Origin of the sequence: Flavobacterium fluviatile, assembly GCF_010645065.1 — a bacterium.
GTDB classification, from domain to species: domain Bacteria; phylum Bacteroidota; class Bacteroidia; order Flavobacteriales; family Flavobacteriaceae; genus Flavobacterium; species Flavobacterium fluviatile.
Genome location: NZ_JAADZW010000002.1, coordinates 387,172 through 407,406, shown reverse-complemented (window position 1 = coordinate 407,406; position 20,235 = coordinate 387,172). Strand labels below are relative to the sequence as shown.

At 34.5% G+C, this 20,235-nt stretch carries 18 protein-coding genes; 12 read left to right on the top strand and 6 right to left on the bottom strand.

Features of this window, described 5'->3' with window-relative positions; all coding sequences use genetic code 11:
* Nucleotides 1-135: 135 nt before the first annotated feature.
* Nucleotides 136-771: a 16S rRNA (guanine(527)-N(7))-methyltransferase RsmG gene (gene rsmG, locus GXM17_RS05185; RefSeq protein ID WP_163398221.1), complete on the bottom strand. Its 636-nt coding sequence runs from the start codon at nucleotides 769-771 to the stop codon at nucleotides 136-138.
* A gap of 107 nt (nucleotides 772-878) precedes the next feature.
* On the opposite strand from rsmG, the gene GXM17_RS05180 reads away from it, so the two are divergent.
* From GXM17_RS05180 to GXM17_RS05125, 12 genes are all read left to right on the top strand, one after another.
* A complete protein-coding gene (locus GXM17_RS05180; protein WP_163398220.1) occupies nucleotides 879-1,976 on the top strand; it encodes a fatty acid desaturase family protein in 1,098 nt (365 codons plus the stop codon).
* Between the two features lie 70 nt (nucleotides 1,977-2,046).
* Complete coding sequence (locus GXM17_RS05175) at nucleotides 2,047-3,237, top strand: pyridoxal phosphate-dependent aminotransferase (protein ID WP_163398219.1); 1,191 nt, start codon at nucleotides 2,047-2,049, stop codon at nucleotides 3,235-3,237.
* Nucleotides 3,238-3,599: 362 nt separating this feature from the next.
* Entirely contained in the window at nucleotides 3,600-4,055 is a 456-nt protein-coding gene (locus GXM17_RS05170) for a ferritin-like domain-containing protein (RefSeq protein ID WP_163398218.1), read from the top strand.
* 206 nt (nucleotides 4,056-4,261) lie between these two features.
* Nucleotides 4,262-4,519 (top strand): hypothetical protein, encoded by a 258-nt coding sequence (locus tag GXM17_RS05165; RefSeq protein WP_163398217.1) that lies wholly within the window; start codon nucleotides 4,262-4,264, stop codon nucleotides 4,517-4,519.
* Between the two features lie 6 nt (nucleotides 4,520-4,525).
* Entirely contained in the window at nucleotides 4,526-5,788 is a 1,263-nt protein-coding gene (locus GXM17_RS05160; protein ID WP_163398216.1) for a hypothetical protein, read from the top strand.
* Nucleotides 5,789-5,915: 127 nt separating this feature from the next.
* On the top strand, nucleotides 5,916-7,784 hold the full coding sequence (locus GXM17_RS05155; protein WP_163398215.1) for a peptidase U32 family protein: 1,869 nt from the start codon (nucleotides 5,916-5,918) through the stop codon (nucleotides 7,782-7,784).
* 146 nt (nucleotides 7,785-7,930) lie between these two features.
* The gene (locus GXM17_RS05150) at nucleotides 7,931-8,590 is read left to right on the top strand and encodes a response regulator transcription factor (protein ID WP_163398214.1); all 660 of its coding nucleotides are present in this window, start codon (nucleotides 7,931-7,933) and stop codon (nucleotides 8,588-8,590) included.
* A 101-nt stretch (nucleotides 8,591-8,691) separates the two neighbouring features.
* The gene (locus GXM17_RS05145) at nucleotides 8,692-10,170 is read left to right on the top strand and encodes an MFS transporter (RefSeq protein ID WP_163398213.1); all 1,479 of its coding nucleotides are present in this window, start codon (nucleotides 8,692-8,694) and stop codon (nucleotides 10,168-10,170) included.
* Nucleotides 10,171-10,436: 266 nt separating this feature from the next.
* Entirely contained in the window at nucleotides 10,437-11,825 is a 1,389-nt protein-coding gene (locus GXM17_RS05140; protein WP_163398212.1) for a CmpA/NrtA family ABC transporter substrate-binding protein, read from the top strand.
* 185 nt (nucleotides 11,826-12,010) lie between these two features.
* Entirely contained in the window at nucleotides 12,011-12,376 is a 366-nt protein-coding gene (locus GXM17_RS05135) for a hypothetical protein (RefSeq protein WP_163398211.1), read from the top strand.
* Nucleotides 12,377-12,672: 296 nt separating this feature from the next.
* Nucleotides 12,673-13,302: a class I SAM-dependent methyltransferase gene (locus GXM17_RS05130; RefSeq protein WP_163398210.1), complete on the top strand. Its 630-nt coding sequence runs from the start codon at nucleotides 12,673-12,675 to the stop codon at nucleotides 13,300-13,302.
* Between the two features lie 138 nt (nucleotides 13,303-13,440).
* A complete protein-coding gene (locus GXM17_RS05125; protein ID WP_163398209.1) occupies nucleotides 13,441-14,211 on the top strand; it encodes an alpha/beta hydrolase in 771 nt (256 codons plus the stop codon).
* Between the two features lie 57 nt (nucleotides 14,212-14,268).
* Here GXM17_RS05125 and GXM17_RS05120 read toward each other — a convergent pair whose 3' ends face one another.
* The 5 genes from GXM17_RS05120 to GXM17_RS05100 form a co-directional block, all read right to left on the bottom strand.
* Nucleotides 14,269-15,075: an ABC transporter ATP-binding protein gene (locus GXM17_RS05120; protein WP_163398208.1), complete on the bottom strand. Its 807-nt coding sequence runs from the start codon at nucleotides 15,073-15,075 to the stop codon at nucleotides 14,269-14,271.
* Between the two features lie 98 nt (nucleotides 15,076-15,173).
* The gene (gene ntrB / locus GXM17_RS05115) at nucleotides 15,174-16,061 is read right to left on the bottom strand and encodes a nitrate ABC transporter permease (RefSeq protein ID WP_163398207.1); all 888 of its coding nucleotides are present in this window, start codon (nucleotides 16,059-16,061) and stop codon (nucleotides 15,174-15,176) included.
* A 167-nt stretch (nucleotides 16,062-16,228) separates the two neighbouring features.
* Nucleotides 16,229-17,443, bottom strand: a complete 1,215-nt coding sequence (locus GXM17_RS05110) for a CmpA/NrtA family ABC transporter substrate-binding protein (protein WP_163398206.1) — start codon at nucleotides 17,441-17,443, stop codon at nucleotides 16,229-16,231.
* Between the two features lie 27 nt (nucleotides 17,444-17,470).
* On the bottom strand, nucleotides 17,471-18,922 hold the full coding sequence (locus GXM17_RS05105) for an alginate export family protein (protein WP_163398205.1): 1,452 nt from the start codon (nucleotides 18,920-18,922) through the stop codon (nucleotides 17,471-17,473).
* A 379-nt stretch (nucleotides 18,923-19,301) separates the two neighbouring features.
* Nucleotides 19,302-20,006: a Crp/Fnr family transcriptional regulator gene (locus GXM17_RS05100; RefSeq protein ID WP_163398204.1), complete on the bottom strand. Its 705-nt coding sequence runs from the start codon at nucleotides 20,004-20,006 to the stop codon at nucleotides 19,302-19,304.
* Nucleotides 20,007-20,235: the final 229 nt, after the last annotated feature.

Sequence of the window (20,235 nt, the reverse complement as noted above, 5' to 3'; positions counted from 1 at the left end):
AGTTTCAAGTTTCAAGTTTCAAGTTTCAAGTTTCAAGTTTCAAGTTTCAAGTTTGAACTTATCCATATAAAAAGCCGAATCTTTTCATTAAGATTCGGCTTTTACTTTTGACTTTTTATGACTTTCATCTTTAGACTATTTGTTAGCCTGAAACTTCAATGGCAAATGCACTACCTTCTTCGTTTCAAAAAACTCATCTTCAAAAATTGTAGATAAGTCATACAAGGTAGCTTTGGGAAAGTCTTTTAACTCTTCTGTCAAATCACCACCTTTTAAATATAGTATTCCATTTTTTAAAGTGTGTTTATGCTGCTTTTTGATTTTGTCATGAATCCATGACACAAAATCAGGCATATTGGTCACAGCACGGCTTACTATGAAATCGAAATCACCTTTTACCAGTTCAGCACGTTTTTGTTCTGCTTTTACATTTTTTAATTCCAAAGCATCAACAACGCCCTGAACTACCTTTATTTTTTTGGCAATCACATCAATTAAATAAAAACGGGTTTCGGGAAAAAGAATCGCCAACGGAATTCCGGGAAAACCTCCTCCTGTTCCAACGTCCAAAACTGTTGCTCCGGGTTCAAATTTCATGATTTTTGCAATTCCAAGAGAATGCAAAATGTGTTTTGTATATAATGAATCAATATCTTTTCTTGAAATAACATTGATTTTTTCATTCCAGTCGTGGTATAAAAAGTCTAATTTTTGAAATTGTTCGATTTGAAGATCCGTCAAATCAGGAAAATATTTCAATATCTCATCCATTGCTCTAATTTTTTAACAAAAGTACTACTTTACGATTGAAATATTTAACTCAATTTTGCAAATTGAGAATTTATAATAATTACCTTTGGAAACTATTTAAAATTAATATGAATAATACCGCTCCGACTTTTGCAAGACAAGACAATCTGAAGTTTTTCAGGACACTTAACTCTCGGGTAAACAATTATTTCAAAGAAAATAATATTCAAAAAACGGGAAACTGGAAACTGCATTTAAAAGCTGTTATTCTATTTGCTGTTTTTTTAACTCCTTACTTTTTGATCCTTACTCTTAACATGCCATTTTGGGTCATGCTGCTTTTATCTGTAGTAATGGGCATCGGAATGGCCGGTGTTGGAATGAACGTAATGCACGATGGAAATCACGGTTCTTACTCTGACAAAGGCTGGATCAACAAATTAATGGGCGGCACGATTTATGTTTTGGCCGGAAACGTTTACAACTGGCAGGTTCAGCATAATGTTTTGCACCACACTTATACCAATATTCCGGGACACGATGAAGACCTGGATGCCGGAAGAATTATCCGTTTTACAAAACATGCAGAATGGCATAGTTTTCACCGTTTTCAGCATTATTATTCTGTTTTCTTATACGGTTTGCTGACTTTTAACTGGGCTATTACAACTGATTTTAAGCAAATGCGTAATTATCTGAAAAGAAAATTATCGTATGGAGAACCAAAAAGCCCTAAAATTCTCTGGACTACTTTAATCATTACAAAAATCATTTATGCTTCAATCTGGATTGTATTGCCAATCGTAATTGGAATTACATGGTGGAAAGTCGTTCTTGGATTTTTTGTAATGCATTATACAACAGGATTGATCTTAAGTATTGTATTTCAATTAGCACATGTTGTAGATCATACTACCAATCCTGAACCGAATGAATTAGGCGAAATGGACAACACCTGGGCCATCCACCAATTGTATACTACCACTAATTTCGCACCAAAAAATGCGCTTGTAAACTGGTACACCGGCGGTTTAAACCACCAAATAGAACATCATATTTTTCCACATATCAGTCACATTCATTATGGTAAAATTGCAAAAATTGTAAAAGAAACTGCTAAAGAGTGCAACTTGCCTTATTACGAATACAAAACAATGAGAAGCGCAATTGTTGCTCACTTTAAACATTTACGTGACTTAGGAATGAAACCTGAATTATCAGTATAAAATTAAAAATCTATTAATAATAACCTCTCTTAATAAAACAGCAAATTAAGAGTAATTAAATTTTTTTATAATGAACCATATTCTTTCAGACAGAATTAACAATTTAGCTACTTCGCAGACTTTAGCAATGGCTGCATTAGCCCGTGAACTAAAAGCACAAGGAAAAGACATTATCAGTTTAAGTTTAGGCGAGCCTGATTTTAATACGCCTGACTTTATCAAAGAAGCTGCCAAAAAAGCAATTGACGACAACTACAGCACATATTCTCCTGTTGACGGATACCAGGATCTAAAAGAATCTATCTGCAGAAAATTCAAAAGAGACAATGGTTTAGACTACAAACCTTCTCAAATCGTAGTTTCTACAGGAGCAAAACAATCTTTATACAACATTGCTCAGGTAATGTTAAACGACGGTGACGAAGTTATCCTTCCTGCGCCTTACTGGGTTTCTTATTTCGAAATCGTAAAACTTTCTGGCGGAGTACCTGTTGAAGTTCCGACTTCTGTAGAAACAGATTTCAAAATTACTCCTGAGCAACTAGAAGCCGCAATTACACCAAAGACAAAAATGATGTGGTTCTCTTCTCCATGTAATCCTTCAGGATCTGTTTACAGCAGAGAAGAATTAACAGCTTTAGCAAAAGTGTTGGAAAAACACCCAAATATTTACGTAGTTGCTGACGAAATCTATGAGCACATCAATTTCTCTGGAACTTTCTGCAGTATCGGTTCTATTCCGGGAATGTTAGAAAAAACAATTACTGTAAACGGAGTTGCAAAAGCATTTGCCATGACAGGATACAGAATCGGTTACATCGGAGCGCCGGAATTCATCGCAAAAGCGTGTACAAAAATTCAGGGACAAGTAACATCCGGAGCAAATTCTGTGGCACAAAGAGCTACAATTACAGCTGTAGATGCAGATCCAAGCGTATTAAACGAAATGGTTCAGGCTTTCCACGGACGCAGAGATTTAGTGGTTGGATTATTAAAAGAGATTCCAGGTGTAAAAATCAACGTTCCGGAAGGTGCATTCTACGTATTCCCGGACGTTTCTTCTTTCTTCGGAAAAACATTAAAAGGACATGAAATTAAAGATGCAAACGACGTTTCTATGTATCTTTTAGCAGAAGCAAACGTAGCAACAGTAACGGGAGACGCTTTCGGAAATCCAAACTGTATCCGTTTCTCTTATGCAACCAGCAATGATATTTTAACAGAAGCTTTACGCAGAATCAAAGAAGCTTTGACAGCATAACGCTATTCTAAGTTTTATAAAACGGCTTAAGGTTCAAAAGTTTCATCACTTTTATACTTTAAGCTGTTTTTTTATGTGAGTATTTTGGGCGTGTCCCGCCGAAAAAAGGCGGGTCGGGCTTTCGGCTATATCTTTTATTCAGCTTCGCTCCATAAAAGGATACCGCCTCAATCCCTCACGCAAACGGTATACGAGAAGATTCATTTTCAAAAGAAAAAAATCCATTAAATCTGCGAGAGCAAAAAAAACAGTTTCAAAATTCCCATTCCATAATATTATAAAAATCAGAATATAATCCTGTAAAAAAGAGCACGTTAATTAGTTTCATCTTTGTAATATATAAATTTTAAAAATTATACATCATGATACATACAGATGAAACCACAAAAGAAGCAGTTAAAACTTTAGAAGGATTAATTTCGATTCTGGAAGATGGAAAACTAGGTTACACCAATGCAGCCGAGCATGTAGAAAATCCTGCAATGAAAACAGATTTTCTTGAATATGCCCGTGAAAGAGCTTTATTTATTGTAGAACTGCAGGATGAAATCAACAAACTCGGAAAATCAACAGACACTTCAGGCGGAGGTCCACTAGGAGCCTTACACAGAACATGGATTGATATCAAATCATCTTTTACAGGTGGTGATACCGAAGCAATAATCAACGCTTGTGTAACAGGAGAAGAAGCGGCTATCGAAAAATACAAAATGGCTCTGGAAGACAATCATTTAGAATACAATCAAATTTCGGTTGTTTCAAAACAATTGAACAGTATTCAAAATACCCTATCACAAATTAAAATGAAAGCCAATTAATCGATCGATCGATTCATGCTTTTTTTTGAGAACTGCCTGGTCTTAGGATTGGGTGGTTTTTTTTCTGCAATCTAAAAATATAAATATTAACGAATACTTTACCCTAAATAATATTTTAAGAATAAAAATATTTAAAACTAATTTATTTATAATGAATAAAGATTTAACTTATATTTTTATTTGTTTATGAATTAGATATTATATATTTGACAAAAATAATTGATATTGCTATGACTAATATATTTGATTTACCAACTAAAATGTTTTTCGTTTTGAAGTTGATTTTTAATCAAGTTAAAACTATCAATGAATTAATAATCAAAAGTGATGACGAAAATCTAGAAAAATTACTTGAACGTCCTGAAGATAAAGTTAAATTCCAAAAGGCAATAGATGAAGTAATGAAAGATTCAATTTCCAAAGACGTTACATTAAATGGTAAAAACATTACTATCTCAATTTAATAATTAGTGAACATAAATATCGCTTTCAGTACCATTATTTACATAATGGTATTTTTATTTCCTGGAATTTTATTCAGAAGAGCTTTCTTTTCAGGAGAATTTAATAACCATTTTGAATCAGGGAATGCTTTCGAACGTTTATTATGGAATATGTTAACGAGTATATTAATGCTTGTTCTTTTCTGTTTTTCTATACATTCTTTAAACAATTCTTTATCAATTAAAATTGAATTTGGATTAAAAATAGAGGATATAACTGATACATTTATATGTATTTATGAAAACAAACTACCTACAATATTTGTTTCTGAATCACGCATAATCTACACAATCAATATTTTAATAGCTATTTATTCTTTTTCTATTGGTTTAGGGTATTTTATCAACAGGATAATTTTTTATCTAGGTCTAGAGAAACGTTTTTCAATTTTAAAATTTCAAAACGGTTGGAATTATTTAACCAAATCAAATAAACAAAATAACATTTCTCATTCCTTTAAAGATATTTATTATACCAAAGTTGATATTAAAACTAAAACGGAGGAACTTTTTACAGGTAAATTACATGTAATATCTTATGATAAAGAAAGTAAAATTGAAGCAATAACTCTTCAAGAAACTTACAAATTTTACAAGTTAACAACGAAAGAGGATTCAAGAAAAATAAAAGAGATTCGAAAAGCTATTTCAGATAATGATCCTCATATAATATTGCATTCATCATCAAAAAATAACTTCATTTATAGAAAAAGAATAAAAGGAGATTTATTTACAATTTTTAATAATGAAATAGAAAATATTTCTATTACTTATATAAAAATTTCTAATTTTTATGAAAAATTCCAAAACAGTCTAAAAAAGGTGTTTTCAATTTCTTTTTTAATCGTCACTATCTTGGCTATTTCGTATAGTATTTGGGATTTCCAAATTATTGAATTTCAAAATTACACACGTCGATTAACGTTTTGTTTAATTTCTCCATTAGCGTTCGGAATATCAATCCTTTTCTTAATCTCACTATTTAATATTAAAGATTTAAAAGAAGATTTTAAGAGCTATTTGAATGAAATTAAAAATGCATTTATTATTTTGATTTTATTTTCAATACCTTATTTGTATGTATTCAATATTTTACAATCGAAATATGTTATAAGTCTTTTCTCTATTTACTTTTTATTTTGCGGACAACTTTTATCAAACAAAAAAAATAATACTACAACATCTAATACTATAGATGAAGAAGAAATTTCGCCAGAAGAAGAAAATTAATATGATTCACAACACCTATTAAGTTAACAATTTCAAAAAAATCGCTTCATCTTTAGCAAACTCAAATATTTTATAAGACCTTTGCACACTTTTTTTCGTGAATACCACAAAAGCTAAAGTTTTAGAAATGAAGAAGAAAATAGAGATATTAGCTCCAGCAAGAGATTTAATCGGCGGAATGGCAGCTATTAACAGCGGTGCTGATGCTGTATATATTGGTGCTCCGCAATTTGGTGCCCGATCTAATGCCAACAACTCGATCGAAGATGTTGCTGCTTTAGTAAAATATGCGCACTTATTTAACGCTCAGGTTTTTGTCGTTATCAATACCATTTTATACGATAACGAATTAGAAACGTGCCGCGCCATGATTTGGGAATTATATGATATTGGTGTCGATGCATTGATCATTCAGGATATGGCGATTATGGAAATGGACTTGCCTCCTATCGTACTTCACGCGAGTACTCAGGCCAATAATCGTGACAAAGACAAAATAAAATTCCTTAAAGATGCCGGAATCAAACGGGTGGTTTTAGCACGTGAACTGAACCTGCATCAAATTAAAGAAATCTACGATCATGCTGATGTTGAACTGGAGTTTTTTGTAACCGGAGCATTATGTGTATCCTTCAGCGGAAACTGTTATATGAGTGTGGCAAACGGAGAACGCAGCGCCAATCGTGGTTCCTGTGCTCAAAACTGCCGTTTACCATACAACCTGATTGACGGAAACGGAGATACTTTAATCCGAAACAGTCACTTGCTTTCGATTAAAGATTTGGATGTTTCAGATCAGATTCCGAATTTGATTGAAGCGGGAATCGTTTCTTTCAAAATCGAAGGACGTTTAAAAGATGTGGCTTACGTTAAAAATAATGTTTCTTATTTACGTCAAAAATTAGACAGTTATTTAGAAGGAAGCGATAAATACATCAAAGCTTCTTCCGGAAAATGCACCTATACTTTCGATTCTACTTTAAACAGAACGTTCAACCGCGGTTATACCGACTATTTTGTAAACGACAGACATGCTAGTATTGGTTCCTGGGAAAGTCCAAAATCAAAAGGACAATATATTGGTAAATTAATCCGTACCATCGGAGATGCTTACGAAATCGAAAACGGCGAATTATTAAACAACGGTGACGGACTTTGTTTCATCAACGAAAACAACGAAGCTGACGGAATTTATGTAAACAAAGCCGAGAACGGAAAAGTATATCCAAACGTTTTAAAAGAAATCAAAGACGGAACTTTCATTTACCGTAATAACGATACTGCTTTCATCAAAATTGTTGAAAGAGAAGATAGTGCGATCCGTAAAATTGGAACTAATTTATTACTTACCGAAAACGAAAATGGTTTTGAGTTAATCGCAACTGACGAAGACGGAAACGTAAGCACCGTAAAATTAGAGCACGCAAAAGAGCCTACTAAAACCGGTGAATCGATCGAAGAAAACATTAAAGTTCAATTGGCAAAAACTGGTTTCACACCTTACAGCGCTGATGTAATTAATGTGATGTTCTCTCAAAACTGGTTCCTTCCTATTTCAAAAATCAATGAAATGCGAAGAAATGTTTTCGAGCAATTATCAGAAATTCGTCTGGCAAACTACAAACGCGAAGAGCACCAATTGGTAAAAACGTCACACCCTTATCCGGAAACTAAACTGGATTTCATGTACAACGTTTCAAACAAAACCGCCCGTAAATTCTACGAACGACATGGTGTTACCGAAATCGAAAAAGCATTCGAACTGCAATGGGATCCTGGAAAATCCCGTGTAATGACAACGAAATATTGCATTAAATACGAATTAAAAAAATGCCCGATTCATCAAAAAGACATTGTTGGTGTTAAAATCAAAGAACCTTTAGTACTGAAACAGGGAGAGTTAGAATACAAATTAAAATTCAACTGCAAGCCCTGCGAAATGGAAATCTGGGAAAAAGATGCCGAATTTGAAATTGAAGAAGATCATTTTCATTAAAATATAAGCCGATGCTTTTGAAGTATTGGCTTTTTCATTCATATCCTTTTTTACAATTAACTAGTTTCTTAATTTAAAAATTACGTATCTTAGCGATTCGTTTTAGATGAATATACGTAAAAGTTTAGAATAAAATTAAGTAGAATATGGCGGATATTATTCGGGTTGTACTAGCAGACGACCATGTTTTTGTAAGAGATGGAATCAAATCTTTACTTGAAAATGAAGCAAACATAGAGGTTGTTGGAGAAGCAATTGATGGTGCCGATGCACTTGAAGTTGTCGCCGCAAATAAACCGGATTTACTTATAGTAGATATTCGCATGCCCAACTTAACCGGTATCGAAGTAGTAGAAAAACTTAGAAGTGATAATAATGCTGTAAAAATTATTATGCTTTCGATGCATGAATCGGAAGAGTATGTGTTAAAATCCATAAAAGCTGGCGCAGACGGGTATTTACTGAAAGGATCCAGCAAAGATGAATTCCTGAAAGCCTTGCATACTGTCGCCAATGGAGGAAAATATTTCAGCGGTGACATTTCTTCAATTTTGATAGGTCAGTTAACAAGTTCGTCACTTTCAGCAGAACCGAAACAAAATTTGGGCGACGAAATGATGATCACCAAAAGAGAGAAAGAAATTTTAACCCTATTATTATCCGGAAAAGGTAATAAAGAAATTGCAGAAGCTTTAGATATAAGTAAACGTACTGCAGAGGTACATCGTTTTAATTTAATGAAAAAATTGAAAGTCAAAAACTTAATGGAACTATCCAACAAAGCCGCTGAATATTCTTTACTTTAATAAATCTACGTATAATTACGTAAATATATTTAAAAAACTGCGAAAACGCAGCTTTTAACTACGTTATAGTACTTATTTTTACCAAAAAAAATATAAGTACAATGACAAATACACATTCACTATCGCAATCGCACAAAATATTATTTTTAAACACATTGGCATTTACAGTGTGCTTTGCATGCTGGACCCTAAATGGAGTTTTAGTAACCTTTTTAGTCGATAACGGCATCTTTAACTGGAGCGTTGTTCAGGTAGGATGGCTACTTGGGATACCTATTCTTACCGGTTCTGTGATGCGTCTGCCAATAGGTATCATGACGGATAAATTTGGAGGTAAATATGTATTTGCATTATTACTGCTGCTTTGTTCGATTCCATTATTCTTACTACCTTTTGCTGATAGCTTTTTGATGTTTGCTGTATTAAGTTTTTTATTCGGAATGGTAGGGACAGGTTTCGCCGTTGGAATTGGATTTACATCAGTATGGTATCCGAAAGAATGGCAGGGACGCGCGTTAGGAATCTTCGGAATGGGGAACGCAGGCGCTGCCATTACTACCTTTTTGGCTCCTTCATTATTAAATCATTTTTCTATAGAAGACCCTCAAAATGGCTGGAAAATCCTTCCTGTTATTTATGGAGTAGCATTACTAATAATAGGTATTGCTTTTTTAATATTTACTGAAAACAAAAAAGTAGAAAACAATACAAGATCAGTTTCACAAATGTTGGGTTCTTTAAAATCAGCTCGTGTATGGCGTTTTGGAGCATACTATTTTTTAGTTTTTGGATGTTTTGTAGCATACTCACAATGGCTGCTTCCAAACTTTATGAACGTCTATCAGACAAGCCTTGTAATGGGAGGACTGTTTGCTACTATGTTTAGTTTGCCATCAGGTGTGATCAGGGCTTTTGGAGGCTATTTATCAGATAAATACGGAGCCAGAAAAGTAATGTACTGGGTATTGAGTTCTTCTGTTGTTCTGAGTGCTTTATTAATGATTCCAAAAATGGAAATTACTACAGCAGGTCCCGGAGTTATGTCAACTAAAAAGGGAATCGTAACTTCAGTTTCAGACAAAAATATTAAAATTGGAGAAACTGATTACTTTATAGCACAGAAAAAGGAAAACAATTCTGAAAATACTATTTTTCCAACCAGTACTTCATGGCAGCAGGTAGTAGTGCAGCAAAACCAAACTGTAAAGAAAAAAGAATTGATTGCAAAAGGAATTACCTTAATCAAGTTTGATGCAAACATATGGGTTTTCTTAATATTGGTAATTTTAATTGGAATTTCATGGGGAATAGGAAAAGCAGCTGTTTACAAGCATATTCCGGAATATTTCCCGACAGAAATTGGCGTAGTTGGCGGAATGGTAGGCATGATTGGCGGTTTGGGCGGTTTCTTTGGACCAATCATCTTCGGATACTTATTAACTGCGACAGGAATCTGGTCAAGTTCATGGATTTTTATTCTGATTTTTTCTATTATTTGTTTGGTCTGGATGCATTATACCATAACCAAAATCATGAACGAAAAACAACCCGTTTTATCAAAAGTAATTGACAGACAATAATTTTATATTTTTTTAATTCTTAGTTATTTAGTTATTTGAATTAGGCTTTAGCCAAACTGTTCTGTTTTTTATCCCTTTTTTTTATCGCTAAAAAAGGATTTCAAAAAAGAGTTTCTGATTTATTCCGGAAACTCTTTTTTATAGATTTTCTTCCAAAGGATTAGTATCATTTTCCAAACGAATTATTATAAAGAATAATTCACAACTCTTTAATTGTTAGAGTTCAAATACCAAATTTTATTTTTTTTAACCTAAACTCAGTCAGTATGAAATCAACATTACTCAGATTGTCTGTGCTTGCTATGGCGTCCTTTATTGTTTTCAGTTTTAAGGAAAAAAGCACAAATGAAACTCTTTTTAAAACCCGAATAATAGATCCTCCAACAACAAAAAAATTAGCTCTGGAGAAACCAGACATAACAATTGGATTCATTAAACTAACCGACATGGCCCCTTTGGCAATTGCAAAACATCTGGGCTTTTTTGAAGCAGAAGGTTTAAATGTAAAACTGGAAGTACAGGCTAACTGGAGGGATATTTTAGATAAAGTGATCGATCAGCAAATAGACGGTGCTCAGATGCTTGCCGGTCAGCCCATAGCTGCCGCTGTAGGCTGCGGAAGACAAGGCGCCCTTGTTACCACATTTTCTATGGACCTGAATGGGAATGCGATTACGGTTTCTAATGACATCTGGTCAAAAATTGTAGATAGCATTCCGCAAGAATACGGAAGACCTGTTCATCCAATACCGGCAACTGCCCTAATGCCGGCTTTAAATATGTATAAAAAACTCCACAAACCTTTTGTAATTGGTGTTGTATCTGCTTATTCGAATCATAATTATCAATTACGCTACTGGCTTGCAGCTGGCGGAATCAATCCGGGATTTTACAACAACAAAAATATACAGGGAAGTAAAGGAATAACCGGCGCTGATGTGTTACTGAATGTTACAGCACCTCCACAAATGCCCGAAACTTTGCTTGCAGGCACCATAAATGCTTACTGCGTTGGAGAGCCCTGGAATCAGCAGGCGGTTGATAAGGGAATTGGTGTGCCGGTTGTAACAAGCAGGGAAATCTGGAAAAATCATCCTGAAAAAGTATTTGTGATGACCAGGGAATTTGTAGAAAAGTACCCAAATACTACCATTGCTATTACAAAAGCTTTGATTAAAGCAGGAAAATGGCTGGATAATCCTGAAAACAGAAAAGAAGCTACCCGCATTTTATCAAAATCGGCTTATGTTGATGGTGAAAAAAAAGTCATAGACAACTCCATGCTGGGAACATTTGAATTTGAAAAAGGAGATATCCGGTCTGTTCCCGATTTCAATGTTTTTTTCAGATATAATGCAACCTATCCTTATTATTCCGACGGAATCTGGTTTATGACACAGATGAAACGCTGGGGACAAATTGCAGAACCTAAAACAAACGACTGGTACCATTCAAAAATCAAAGAAGTTTACAAACCCGAAATCTGGATGACTGCTGCCAAATTATTAGTAGAAGAAGGATTTTTGACAAAAGCAGAAATTCCGGAAACCGATGGGTATAAACCGGCAACCACAGAATTTATTGATAATATGATGTACGACGGAAAAAAACCGCTGGAATATATTAAAGGTTTTAAAATTGGGATTAAAGAGTAGCTAAATAGATTTATTTTTTAATTGAAAATTATTCCCAGGAAAAAATAAGTTTTATTCAAAAATTCCATATATATTTCACCCTTTTCCTATTTCGGAAGAGGGTGTTATTTTTTTTTCATTAAAAATTCTTTATATACTTTAATTATTTATATTTGAAGCGATTAAGAACCCCAAATTCTATCCTAATGAAACATTTCTTCAAGTTATCTATGTTAACCTTTTTTGTAACTCAAACCGGTATTGCTGAAAAATTTAATGATGATTTAATTTCAAAAAACTCAGAAATAAATTTTGCAAAAACACAAAAAAGAGGAATTAAAAAAAACAACATTGTCTATTATGTTGAAAATGACCTACAAACAATATCTGCCTACAAAAGAAGCAAACTGAAATGGCAAACCAATGTAATTTCTGCTTGTGGAAAACCAAAAGTGGGAGAACCTCAAATAAGATATATAGGTTATAATACAAACAAACTGCTTATTGTTATTGGAAAACATAATTTTGCAGAAATTGATATCAATAGTGGTACAACAACACTTGTTGGTTAAGACTAAAACACAAAGCGATATTCAGACTAAATCGCAAATTGTAAAAATCAAAGCTTTAATTACAAAATTGTATTCAGGAAAAAACTAAATGTTTTTATCTCTTTTTTCTGGCGCAATTAAAGTAATTAATAACAAAATCACCTTAGTCAAATTTGCCGGCAAAAGCAACCAATAAATATTCTCCTGAAATGGCACACATGCGAGGAGATACTTTTTTTGCTAAAATGAATTTTGTCCGGAAAATTTCAGAAAAAATGTCAACACTATTTAATAATTAATTTCAACTTCTAAAAATAATGAACAACTCCTGGACTCAAAGATGGGATGATCGTTACAGCAATGAAGAATTTGCTTATGGCAAAGCACCAAATAATTACCTAAAAGACCAACTGGAAAAATTAAACCCTGCAACTATTCTTTTCCCGGCAGAAGGAGAAGGAAGAAATGCTGTTTTTGCAGCAGGTCTGGGCTGGAAGGTTTCTGCTTTTGATATTAGTGCCGAAGGAAAAAACAAAGCGATAAAACTTGCTGAAGCTAATAATGAAACGATTGATTATCAGGTAGGAGAATTAGACTCTCTTAATTACCACACTGGCCAATTTGATGCAATAGCGTTAATTTATGCACATTTTCCCGCTGAAATTAAATCGGTTATACATAAATCCCTGAGTACTTATTTGAGAAAAGGCGGCATCATAATTTTTGAAGCTTTCAGTAAAAAACATCTGGAACACATAGCTAAGAATGATAAAATGGGAGGGCCAAAAGATATTGGATCACTTTTTTCAATTGAAGAAATCCAGGCTGATTTCCCAGATTATGAAATTATCGAACTGGAAGAAAAAGAAATACAATTAAATGAAGGAATTTTTCATAAAGGCAGTGGTTCTGTAATTCGGTTTACAGGTCGAAAATTAAAGGACTGACAGGTATAACTAAATTTAAAGAACCCTGAAACAGTTTCCTGAGCATACTGTTTAAATATAGGAAAACAAATTCACACCCTATACTTTACTAATGTCTAGACGAACCCAAATCTATTCATAAATAAATTATTAAAAAAAATGGTAAAATCAAAAACAATTGTATTGTTACATGGCATGTTTGTCAATAATAATACATGGTCTGAATGGGAAGCCTATTTTCTAAAAAAAGGATTCAAAGTTTACGCACCACCCAGTCCCGGACACGGAGGAGATCCTTATAGATTGCGCAAAACGCTGCATCCGGAACTTGTAGGAACAGGTTTCGTTGATGTCGTAACCAAAATGGCAATATTCATTGACAGATTGCCCGAAAAGCCACTTGTAATAGGCCATTCAATGGCCGGACTTGCAGTACAAAAACTGATGAATCTTAATAAAGTCTCTGCTGCAGTAAGTATTAGTGGCGCACCACCAAAAAATGTTTTACCTCCCTTTTCAACAGTAAAAATGGTTTGGCCAGCTGTCACTATTTTTTCCCGAAAAAGATACTATTTAGGTTCAAGAGAGTGGTATAACCGTGCATTTTTTAATACACTCCAAAAAGAAGAACAAGACAAGGCCTATGATTTGGTTGCTGTTACTGAGAGTAAAAAAATTGGCAGGGAAACACTCTTAAGATCATTTTCGAAAGTAGATTTCAAAAAGCCTCATCAGCCAATTTTATTTATAGGAGGAGGCAATGATGCAATATTTCCCCCTGAATTAACTAAAAAAATCGCCGGTAAATACACCAGTCACGACAGCAAAGTTGATGTAAAAATATTTGACGATAAAAGCCATTATATTTGTGGTGAAAAAGGCTGGGAAGAAGTCGCTGATTATATTTTGAACTGGTACGAAAACCTATAAAAAAAAAGTAGAGACGCACAGCGGTGTGTCTCTACCATACAAATTAAATAACTAAAATTAATTCTGATATTTCATCCCCATATCTTCAATTGAGAATTTATCGGTCAGTAAATGCAGTAATCGATCCCTAAGGGCAATATATTCCGGCATTTTTACAATTTCAATTTTGTTTCTTGGTCTCGGTAAATGTACCTCAACAATTTCGCGGATCGTAGAAGCCGGTCCATCATTGAGAACCACAATCCGGTCTGATAAAAACAAAGCTTCTTCTATATCATGGGTAATCATTACAATCGTTTTTTCGCGGTTGTTTAGGTTCCATAATTTTAAAACTTCCAGTTGCATAGAACCTTTCGTCAAAGCATCTAAGGCACCAAACGGCTCGTCCAGAAGCAATACGCCCGGATTAATGGCGAAAGCTCTCGCAATAGCAACACGCTGTTTCATTCCGCCCGAAAGCTGTCCCGGTAACTTGTCTTTGTGACTATATAAATTTACCATTTTCAGGTTCTGAATTACGATTTCATGTTTTTCCTTTTTAGAAACATTCATTACTGAATCAACAGCCTGAAAAATATTTTCCTCCACCGTCAGCCAGGGCAAAAGCGAGTAATTTTGAAAAACAATTCCGCGATCCGGTCCCGGTCCTTTTATTTTTTGATTAGCCAGTTCAACAGAGCCACCGGTTGGGTTCAGCATTCCGCCAATTGCATTCATAATTGTTGATTTTCCACAGCCTGAATGCCCTATAATAGAGATGATTTCTCCTTTTTGAATAGATAAATTAATATCTCGAACGGCTATATATTTACCTTTTGGGGTTGGGAACGATATTTCTAAATTTTTTATTTCTAAGTAACTCATGACTTTTGATTTTAGATTGTTTGTTTTAGATTGTTTGAAGTTTCAGGTTTCAAGAAAAACTTAGAATCTTAGCCTCTTAGAACCTCAGTAACTTTTTTTTACGCTTTATATGCCACTTTACCTTCAATAAAAGTGAATAATTTATCGAAAAGAAGTCCCACAATTCCGATAATGATGATGGCAGAAATTACTTTTTCCAGACTCAGTGCATTCCAGCTGTCCCATACAAAGAACCCGATTCCTGCACCTCCCGAAAGCATTTCTCCTGCAACAATTACCAGCCATGCAACACTAATACTCAAACGCAATCCTGTAATGATGTGTGGCAAACTGTACGGAATCAAAATTTTGGTTAAATAACGCATTTTTGAGAATCCGAAAGCTTTTGCTACATTCTTATGATCCTGTGGAATTGATGCTATCCCGAAAGAAGTATTGATTAAAGTTGACCACAATGAGGTGATGAAAACGATAAAAATAGTAGCCATTCCGGTATCTTTAAAAACCACCAGTCCAATTGGGAACCATGCTAAAGGCGAAACTGGTTTTAAAAGCTGTACAATCGGATAGAAAATTTGTTTGCAAATAGTACTTGCTCCCATCAAAATTCCGATTGGAATCGCTATTAAAGAGCCTAATAAAAATCCGGACAAAACCGTTTTTATCGAATTGAACAACTGCAATCCGATTCCTTTGTCATTCGGACCATAATCATAAAACGGATCGCTCAGCATTTCCTTTAAAACAGTAAAAGTAGCCAAAGGTCCCGGAAGAGCGTCTTTGGTATAAATGCTTAGCAGACTCCAGAAGCCTATAAAAACCAAGACTCCAATACCGGCTAATGCGGTCGATTTTAATTTTCCTGCCAATTGACTGATCAGCAGTTTAAACTTGTCGTTTTTTACTCCGTCAGGTGCAATATTCGAAGTGAGAACTTCGGCCTGACCGTTTATATCACTTAATGTTAATGTATCTTTATCTGACATGATCTTTAATTTAAAGTTGAAATTAATTTATAAAACGGAACGTTAATCCTGCCACAGAGTAAAAGATTCTTACCGATCAAAAGAGCTTTAAGCAGGTTTAAAGAAATAATCTTTTAAAATGATTCAATCTGTGGCTGAAAAATTAAACGTAGTGATTAGTAAGCACTTTATTTTTTAACTACTTTTAAATAAGCTGAAGGGTTTGAAGGGTCGAAAACCGTTTTGTCAATGGTTAATGAGAAAGGCTTCATATCATCATTTGGCACTTTTACTTTCATGCTTTTTGCCACTTCTTCGTATAAATCCTGTAAGATCAGTTTGTCTGCAATGGCTTTGTAGTTAGGAGCTTCTTTCAAATATCCGAATCTTACAAATTGCGCCATTGCCCAGATAGCGTGAGATTTGCGAGGATAATTTACCATTCCGCCTTTATGGAACAGCATATAATCATTATCATATACTTCTGTACCAAGGTTGCAGCCCAGGTTATAATCACCCATTAGACGAGCTTCAATAACATCAGCAGGGGCGTTTACATAAGGAGCTTTTCCTATTATGCCAGCTGCTTTTTTACGGTTGGCCGGATTATCTAGCCATTTGCAGGCTTCCAAAACAGCTTTCATCACTTTTACAAGATCGGTTCTGCGTTTTTCACTGAATCCTTTGTTAACAACCAAAGCTTTTTCAGGATGGTCTTTCCAAATATCCTGAGAGGCTACCTGTGTAAAACCAACTCCCTGTTTTACGGCAACTCCGCCCCAAGGCTCTCCAACACAAAATCCGTCCATATTTCCAACTTTCATATTGGCTACCATCTGCGGAGGCGGAATTGTAATGATTTTTGAAGTTTTTTGATTAATCCCCGCAATCGCCATCCAGTTACGCAACCACAAATCGTGTGTTCCTCCCGGGAAAGTCATGGCAAATGTCACTTCTTTTTCGGCTTTTAATTTTGCAGCTACAACCGGTGCCACTTTATTCATTTGTTTAAAACCTACTTTTCCACAAAAATCTTTCGAAAGTGAGATAGCCTGGCCATTTACGTTTAGCATCATGGCAATTTTCATTTCAGAACCTGCTTTTCCTCCTACCCCTGTATAAACCGAAAATGGCATTGAATACAGACAGTGCGCTCCGTCTAATTCTCCGGTTAAAATTTTATCACGAACGTTAGCCCATGAAGATTCTTTGGTTACTACGACTTCAACTCCGTATTTTTTAAACAATCCCAATTCTTTTGCCATTACAATCGGGGAGCAGTCTGTTAGCGGAATAAAACCAAGCTTTACCGGATCGTTTTGTGCTGTTATTTCCGTAAAGGAAGCTATAATAACTACTAATAAAGTCAGTACCGTTTTGGTGTATGTGCTTATTTTTTTCATTTTGAATAGATTTAAAAGTTATTCTAATTATTTTTTTGCAAGGAAATTTGGTTTGATGTTTAGCATGATGTAAGCAAATTGTGGGGTTAAATCGGCGTTTGCCACGTTTTTGACTGCTGCAGAAGCCATAGAATTTGTAGCCTTCATGAAGGAGTAGCCTGCTTCAAGGTTAATAATTTTTGTCAGGTTGTATTTTATTGTTAAATCTAATTCGGTACCCAAATAGGAGTTTAGTTCCCCGCCTGCACCATTAGATAATTTATTTGCCGATTCGAATCCGTGAAGATCTAAAGCGAAAGTCAGATTCTCTTTGGCATTGTATTTTATTTTAAAGAAATAATTCAGTAAACCCTGCTTTCCGAATCCGTTGGCAGCATAAAAATAATCCATACTTCCCCAGAATTTATGTGGTGTCCCGTACAATGGGTCAAAGCGGTTGTTTTTAGAATCAGCAGTTACGGCTGTGGTTCCGTCATCACCTGATAAATAATCAACTCCGGGACCTATAAATAATTTTCTTCCAACTTGATACGTTGAAGTAATAGAAAACAAATTAGCATTTAAAGATCTTCCGTCTTTATCGCGACCTCCCTGGTAGTAGTAGCTTCCCATGAAATTTAATTTTCGGGTTGCGTTTACGTTATAGTAAATTCCGGTAGTATTTCTGCTCCAAACCCCTTCGCCATTTACTTTTACAGTTACTGGAGGCGTACCTGATGTTACGTTAGTATATTTGTTGAAATCATCTTTAAAGAAGAGAAAAGACAAATCCCCAAAGAAGAACTTTTTGCCGATATAAGCATACTGAAAGGACTTGTACATGGTTCCGATTCCGTTTGTTCCTGCGCCATACGCCGGATTTGTTCCATTGTAAATCGTTCCCGTATTCAGTTCTTTGTTTTGATTGAATGCAGCTCCGATATCCGCAATCCATCCTTTGTTGGCATATTTCAGGATAATCGCATCGTGACGTCTCGCCTGCTGTAACCAGTCTAAACCTCCTAAAACTTTTTGGTCATCGTATGAAATTTCCTGACGTCCGGCTTTTACAGATAAATTCTGAATCGTACTTAATGTATCTACTAAAAAAATTTCAGCCCAGGCTTCATGCAGTAAGATTCCGTTATTCGCCTCAGTAGTTGTTCTGTTGATAGAGGAAGCATCCTGTCCCCATACGCGAACATCCTGCAAAGAAGTAAAAATCTTAAAACGATATCCTGCATATCCTGCAGATAATCTTGTTCTCTGGCTTGTAAAAATCGCTGCTTTGTCGCCATCCTGCTGTAAAGTTCCCTGTCCTGCACGGACTTCTACACGAGGTCTCACCTGACCTGTAAGTGTAAACTGCGCTTTTGCTTCATATTGAGAAAGGCAGGTAAAAGCAAATCCTAATAAAATTGATTTAGAAAGTTTTGTATTAAAAAAACGCTCTTTTTTTGAAATCTGAGTGGTTGGTTTAGTATTGGTTAATTGAAACATAATAATTTGTTTTGATTAGTATGAAGCAAACTTACATACGTATTAATACTTAAGTAGTATGTTTTTACCATATACAAACCTCTTTTTTCAGCTAAAAAAAACGTTACAATATCAATTAATATACTGCGTTATCGCATGAAATTCAAAATTTCTCAGGAATAATAAGGCTTTTTAGATTATGAATTCTAACTCATAATCGTATTTTTAGAAAAAAATAGTTTTAAAACAGAAAGAAACAATGGTTTTTAAGGTGTTTTTTTTAGCATGCGGGGCTAAGAAACTTAATATATACGTAGAAAAATATCTAAGTGTTCAGTGAAGAATACTTAAATAATCAATAAATTAAGAAACACTCCGATAGACAGAGCTCAGTATTCTTTTAAAAATACTTATGTTCCATTATTTCAGATTGAAGTTTGGAAGGAGACAACAAGCCAATTCTTTTGCCAACCGTTTTTATAAGGGATTCTTTTTTAAGACTTGAAATCACTCTAATAGCCTGCTCTTCAGTAGTACCGGCAAAGTCAGCAATTTCTTTTCTGGAAAGTTCAATTTCAATCAGTCCATTGGTTTGGCCAAACTTTTTGTGAATGTACAGCAGTAGATCAATTACACGTTCACGTACATTCATGTGTGCAATTTTTCGAATGTTGTTTTCGCTTTTGTTTAATTCATCGGCATAAAACAACATTAAGTCATAGGTAAATTCAGGAACATTTCGAAGTATTTCCATCATTGTTTCGTTACTGAAATTACATAAAACAGTATCTTCCAGAGCATAAGCGCCAATGAGGTAACGTTTACTGGTTCCAAAACCACGAAATCCGATGGTATCTCCGTTTTTGGTTAAGCGGACAATCTGTTCACGGCCGTTAATACCTGTTTTTACAGTTTTTACTTTTCCTTTACAAATAAAATAAAGTCCCTGCAGAGGAGCGCCTTCAATAATAAACTGATGCGATTTTTTGCAGACAAAGCTGTGTTTTTTTGAAACATACTGCTTCATTTGCTCCAGATGGAGGTGTTTTTTTATGAAACAGTTTTCGTTTGAGCACGTATCACAAATGGCCAGTTCTTCTTTCATGGGATAGCTTTTTTTAGTACTTAGTGATTAGCTTTGATTTGGTAGATCTTTTCAGATCTAATTATTAAGGACTAATCACTAATTCCTTATATACAAACGAATTTTCCGTTCCTTATTTATTTTGAATCAAAAATAGAAAAATAAATTAATAAAATACGTATTTATACGTAAAAATACTTATTTTTGTATGTGATTAAATAAGTGCTTTATCTGAAACTTTGTTAAAAGA

Coding starts and splice junctions, on each gene's coding strand:
- GXM17_RS05105 (WP_163398205.1), bottom strand. CDS start 18,922: ATGTTTCAATTAACCAATACTAAACCAACCACTCAGATTTCAAAAAAA.
- GXM17_RS05180 (WP_163398220.1), top strand. CDS start 879: ATGAATAATACCGCTCCGACTTTTGCAAGACAAGACAATCTGAAGTTT.
- GXM17_RS05170 (WP_163398218.1), top strand. CDS start 3,600: ATGATACATACAGATGAAACCACAAAAGAAGCAGTTAAAACTTTAGAA.
- GXM17_RS05110 (WP_163398206.1), bottom strand. CDS start 17,443: ATGAAAAAAATAAGCACATACACCAAAACGGTACTGACTTTATTAGTA.
- GXM17_RS05175 (WP_163398219.1), top strand. CDS start 2,047: ATGAACCATATTCTTTCAGACAGAATTAACAATTTAGCTACTTCGCAG.
- GXM17_RS05135 (WP_163398211.1), top strand. CDS start 12,011: ATGAAACATTTCTTCAAGTTATCTATGTTAACCTTTTTTGTAACTCAA.
- GXM17_RS05150 (WP_163398214.1), top strand. CDS start 7,931: ATGGCGGATATTATTCGGGTTGTACTAGCAGACGACCATGTTTTTGTA.
- GXM17_RS05125 (WP_163398209.1), top strand. CDS start 13,441: ATGGTAAAATCAAAAACAATTGTATTGTTACATGGCATGTTTGTCAAT.
- GXM17_RS05140 (WP_163398212.1), top strand. CDS start 10,437: ATGAAATCAACATTACTCAGATTGTCTGTGCTTGCTATGGCGTCCTTT.
- rsmG (WP_163398221.1), bottom strand. CDS start 771: ATGGATGAGATATTGAAATATTTTCCTGATTTGACGGATCTTCAAATC.
- GXM17_RS05100 (WP_163398204.1), bottom strand. CDS start 20,006: ATGAAAGAAGAACTGGCCATTTGTGATACGTGCTCAAACGAAAACTGT.
- GXM17_RS05155 (WP_163398215.1), top strand. CDS start 5,916: ATGAAGAAGAAAATAGAGATATTAGCTCCAGCAAGAGATTTAATCGGC.
- ntrB (WP_163398207.1), bottom strand. CDS start 16,061: ATGTCAGATAAAGATACATTAACATTAAGTGATATAAACGGTCAGGCC.
- GXM17_RS05130 (WP_163398210.1), top strand. CDS start 12,673: ATGAACAACTCCTGGACTCAAAGATGGGATGATCGTTACAGCAATGAA.
- GXM17_RS05120 (WP_163398208.1), bottom strand. CDS start 15,075: ATGAGTTACTTAGAAATAAAAAATTTAGAAATATCGTTCCCAACCCCA.
- GXM17_RS05145 (WP_163398213.1), top strand. CDS start 8,692: ATGACAAATACACATTCACTATCGCAATCGCACAAAATATTATTTTTA.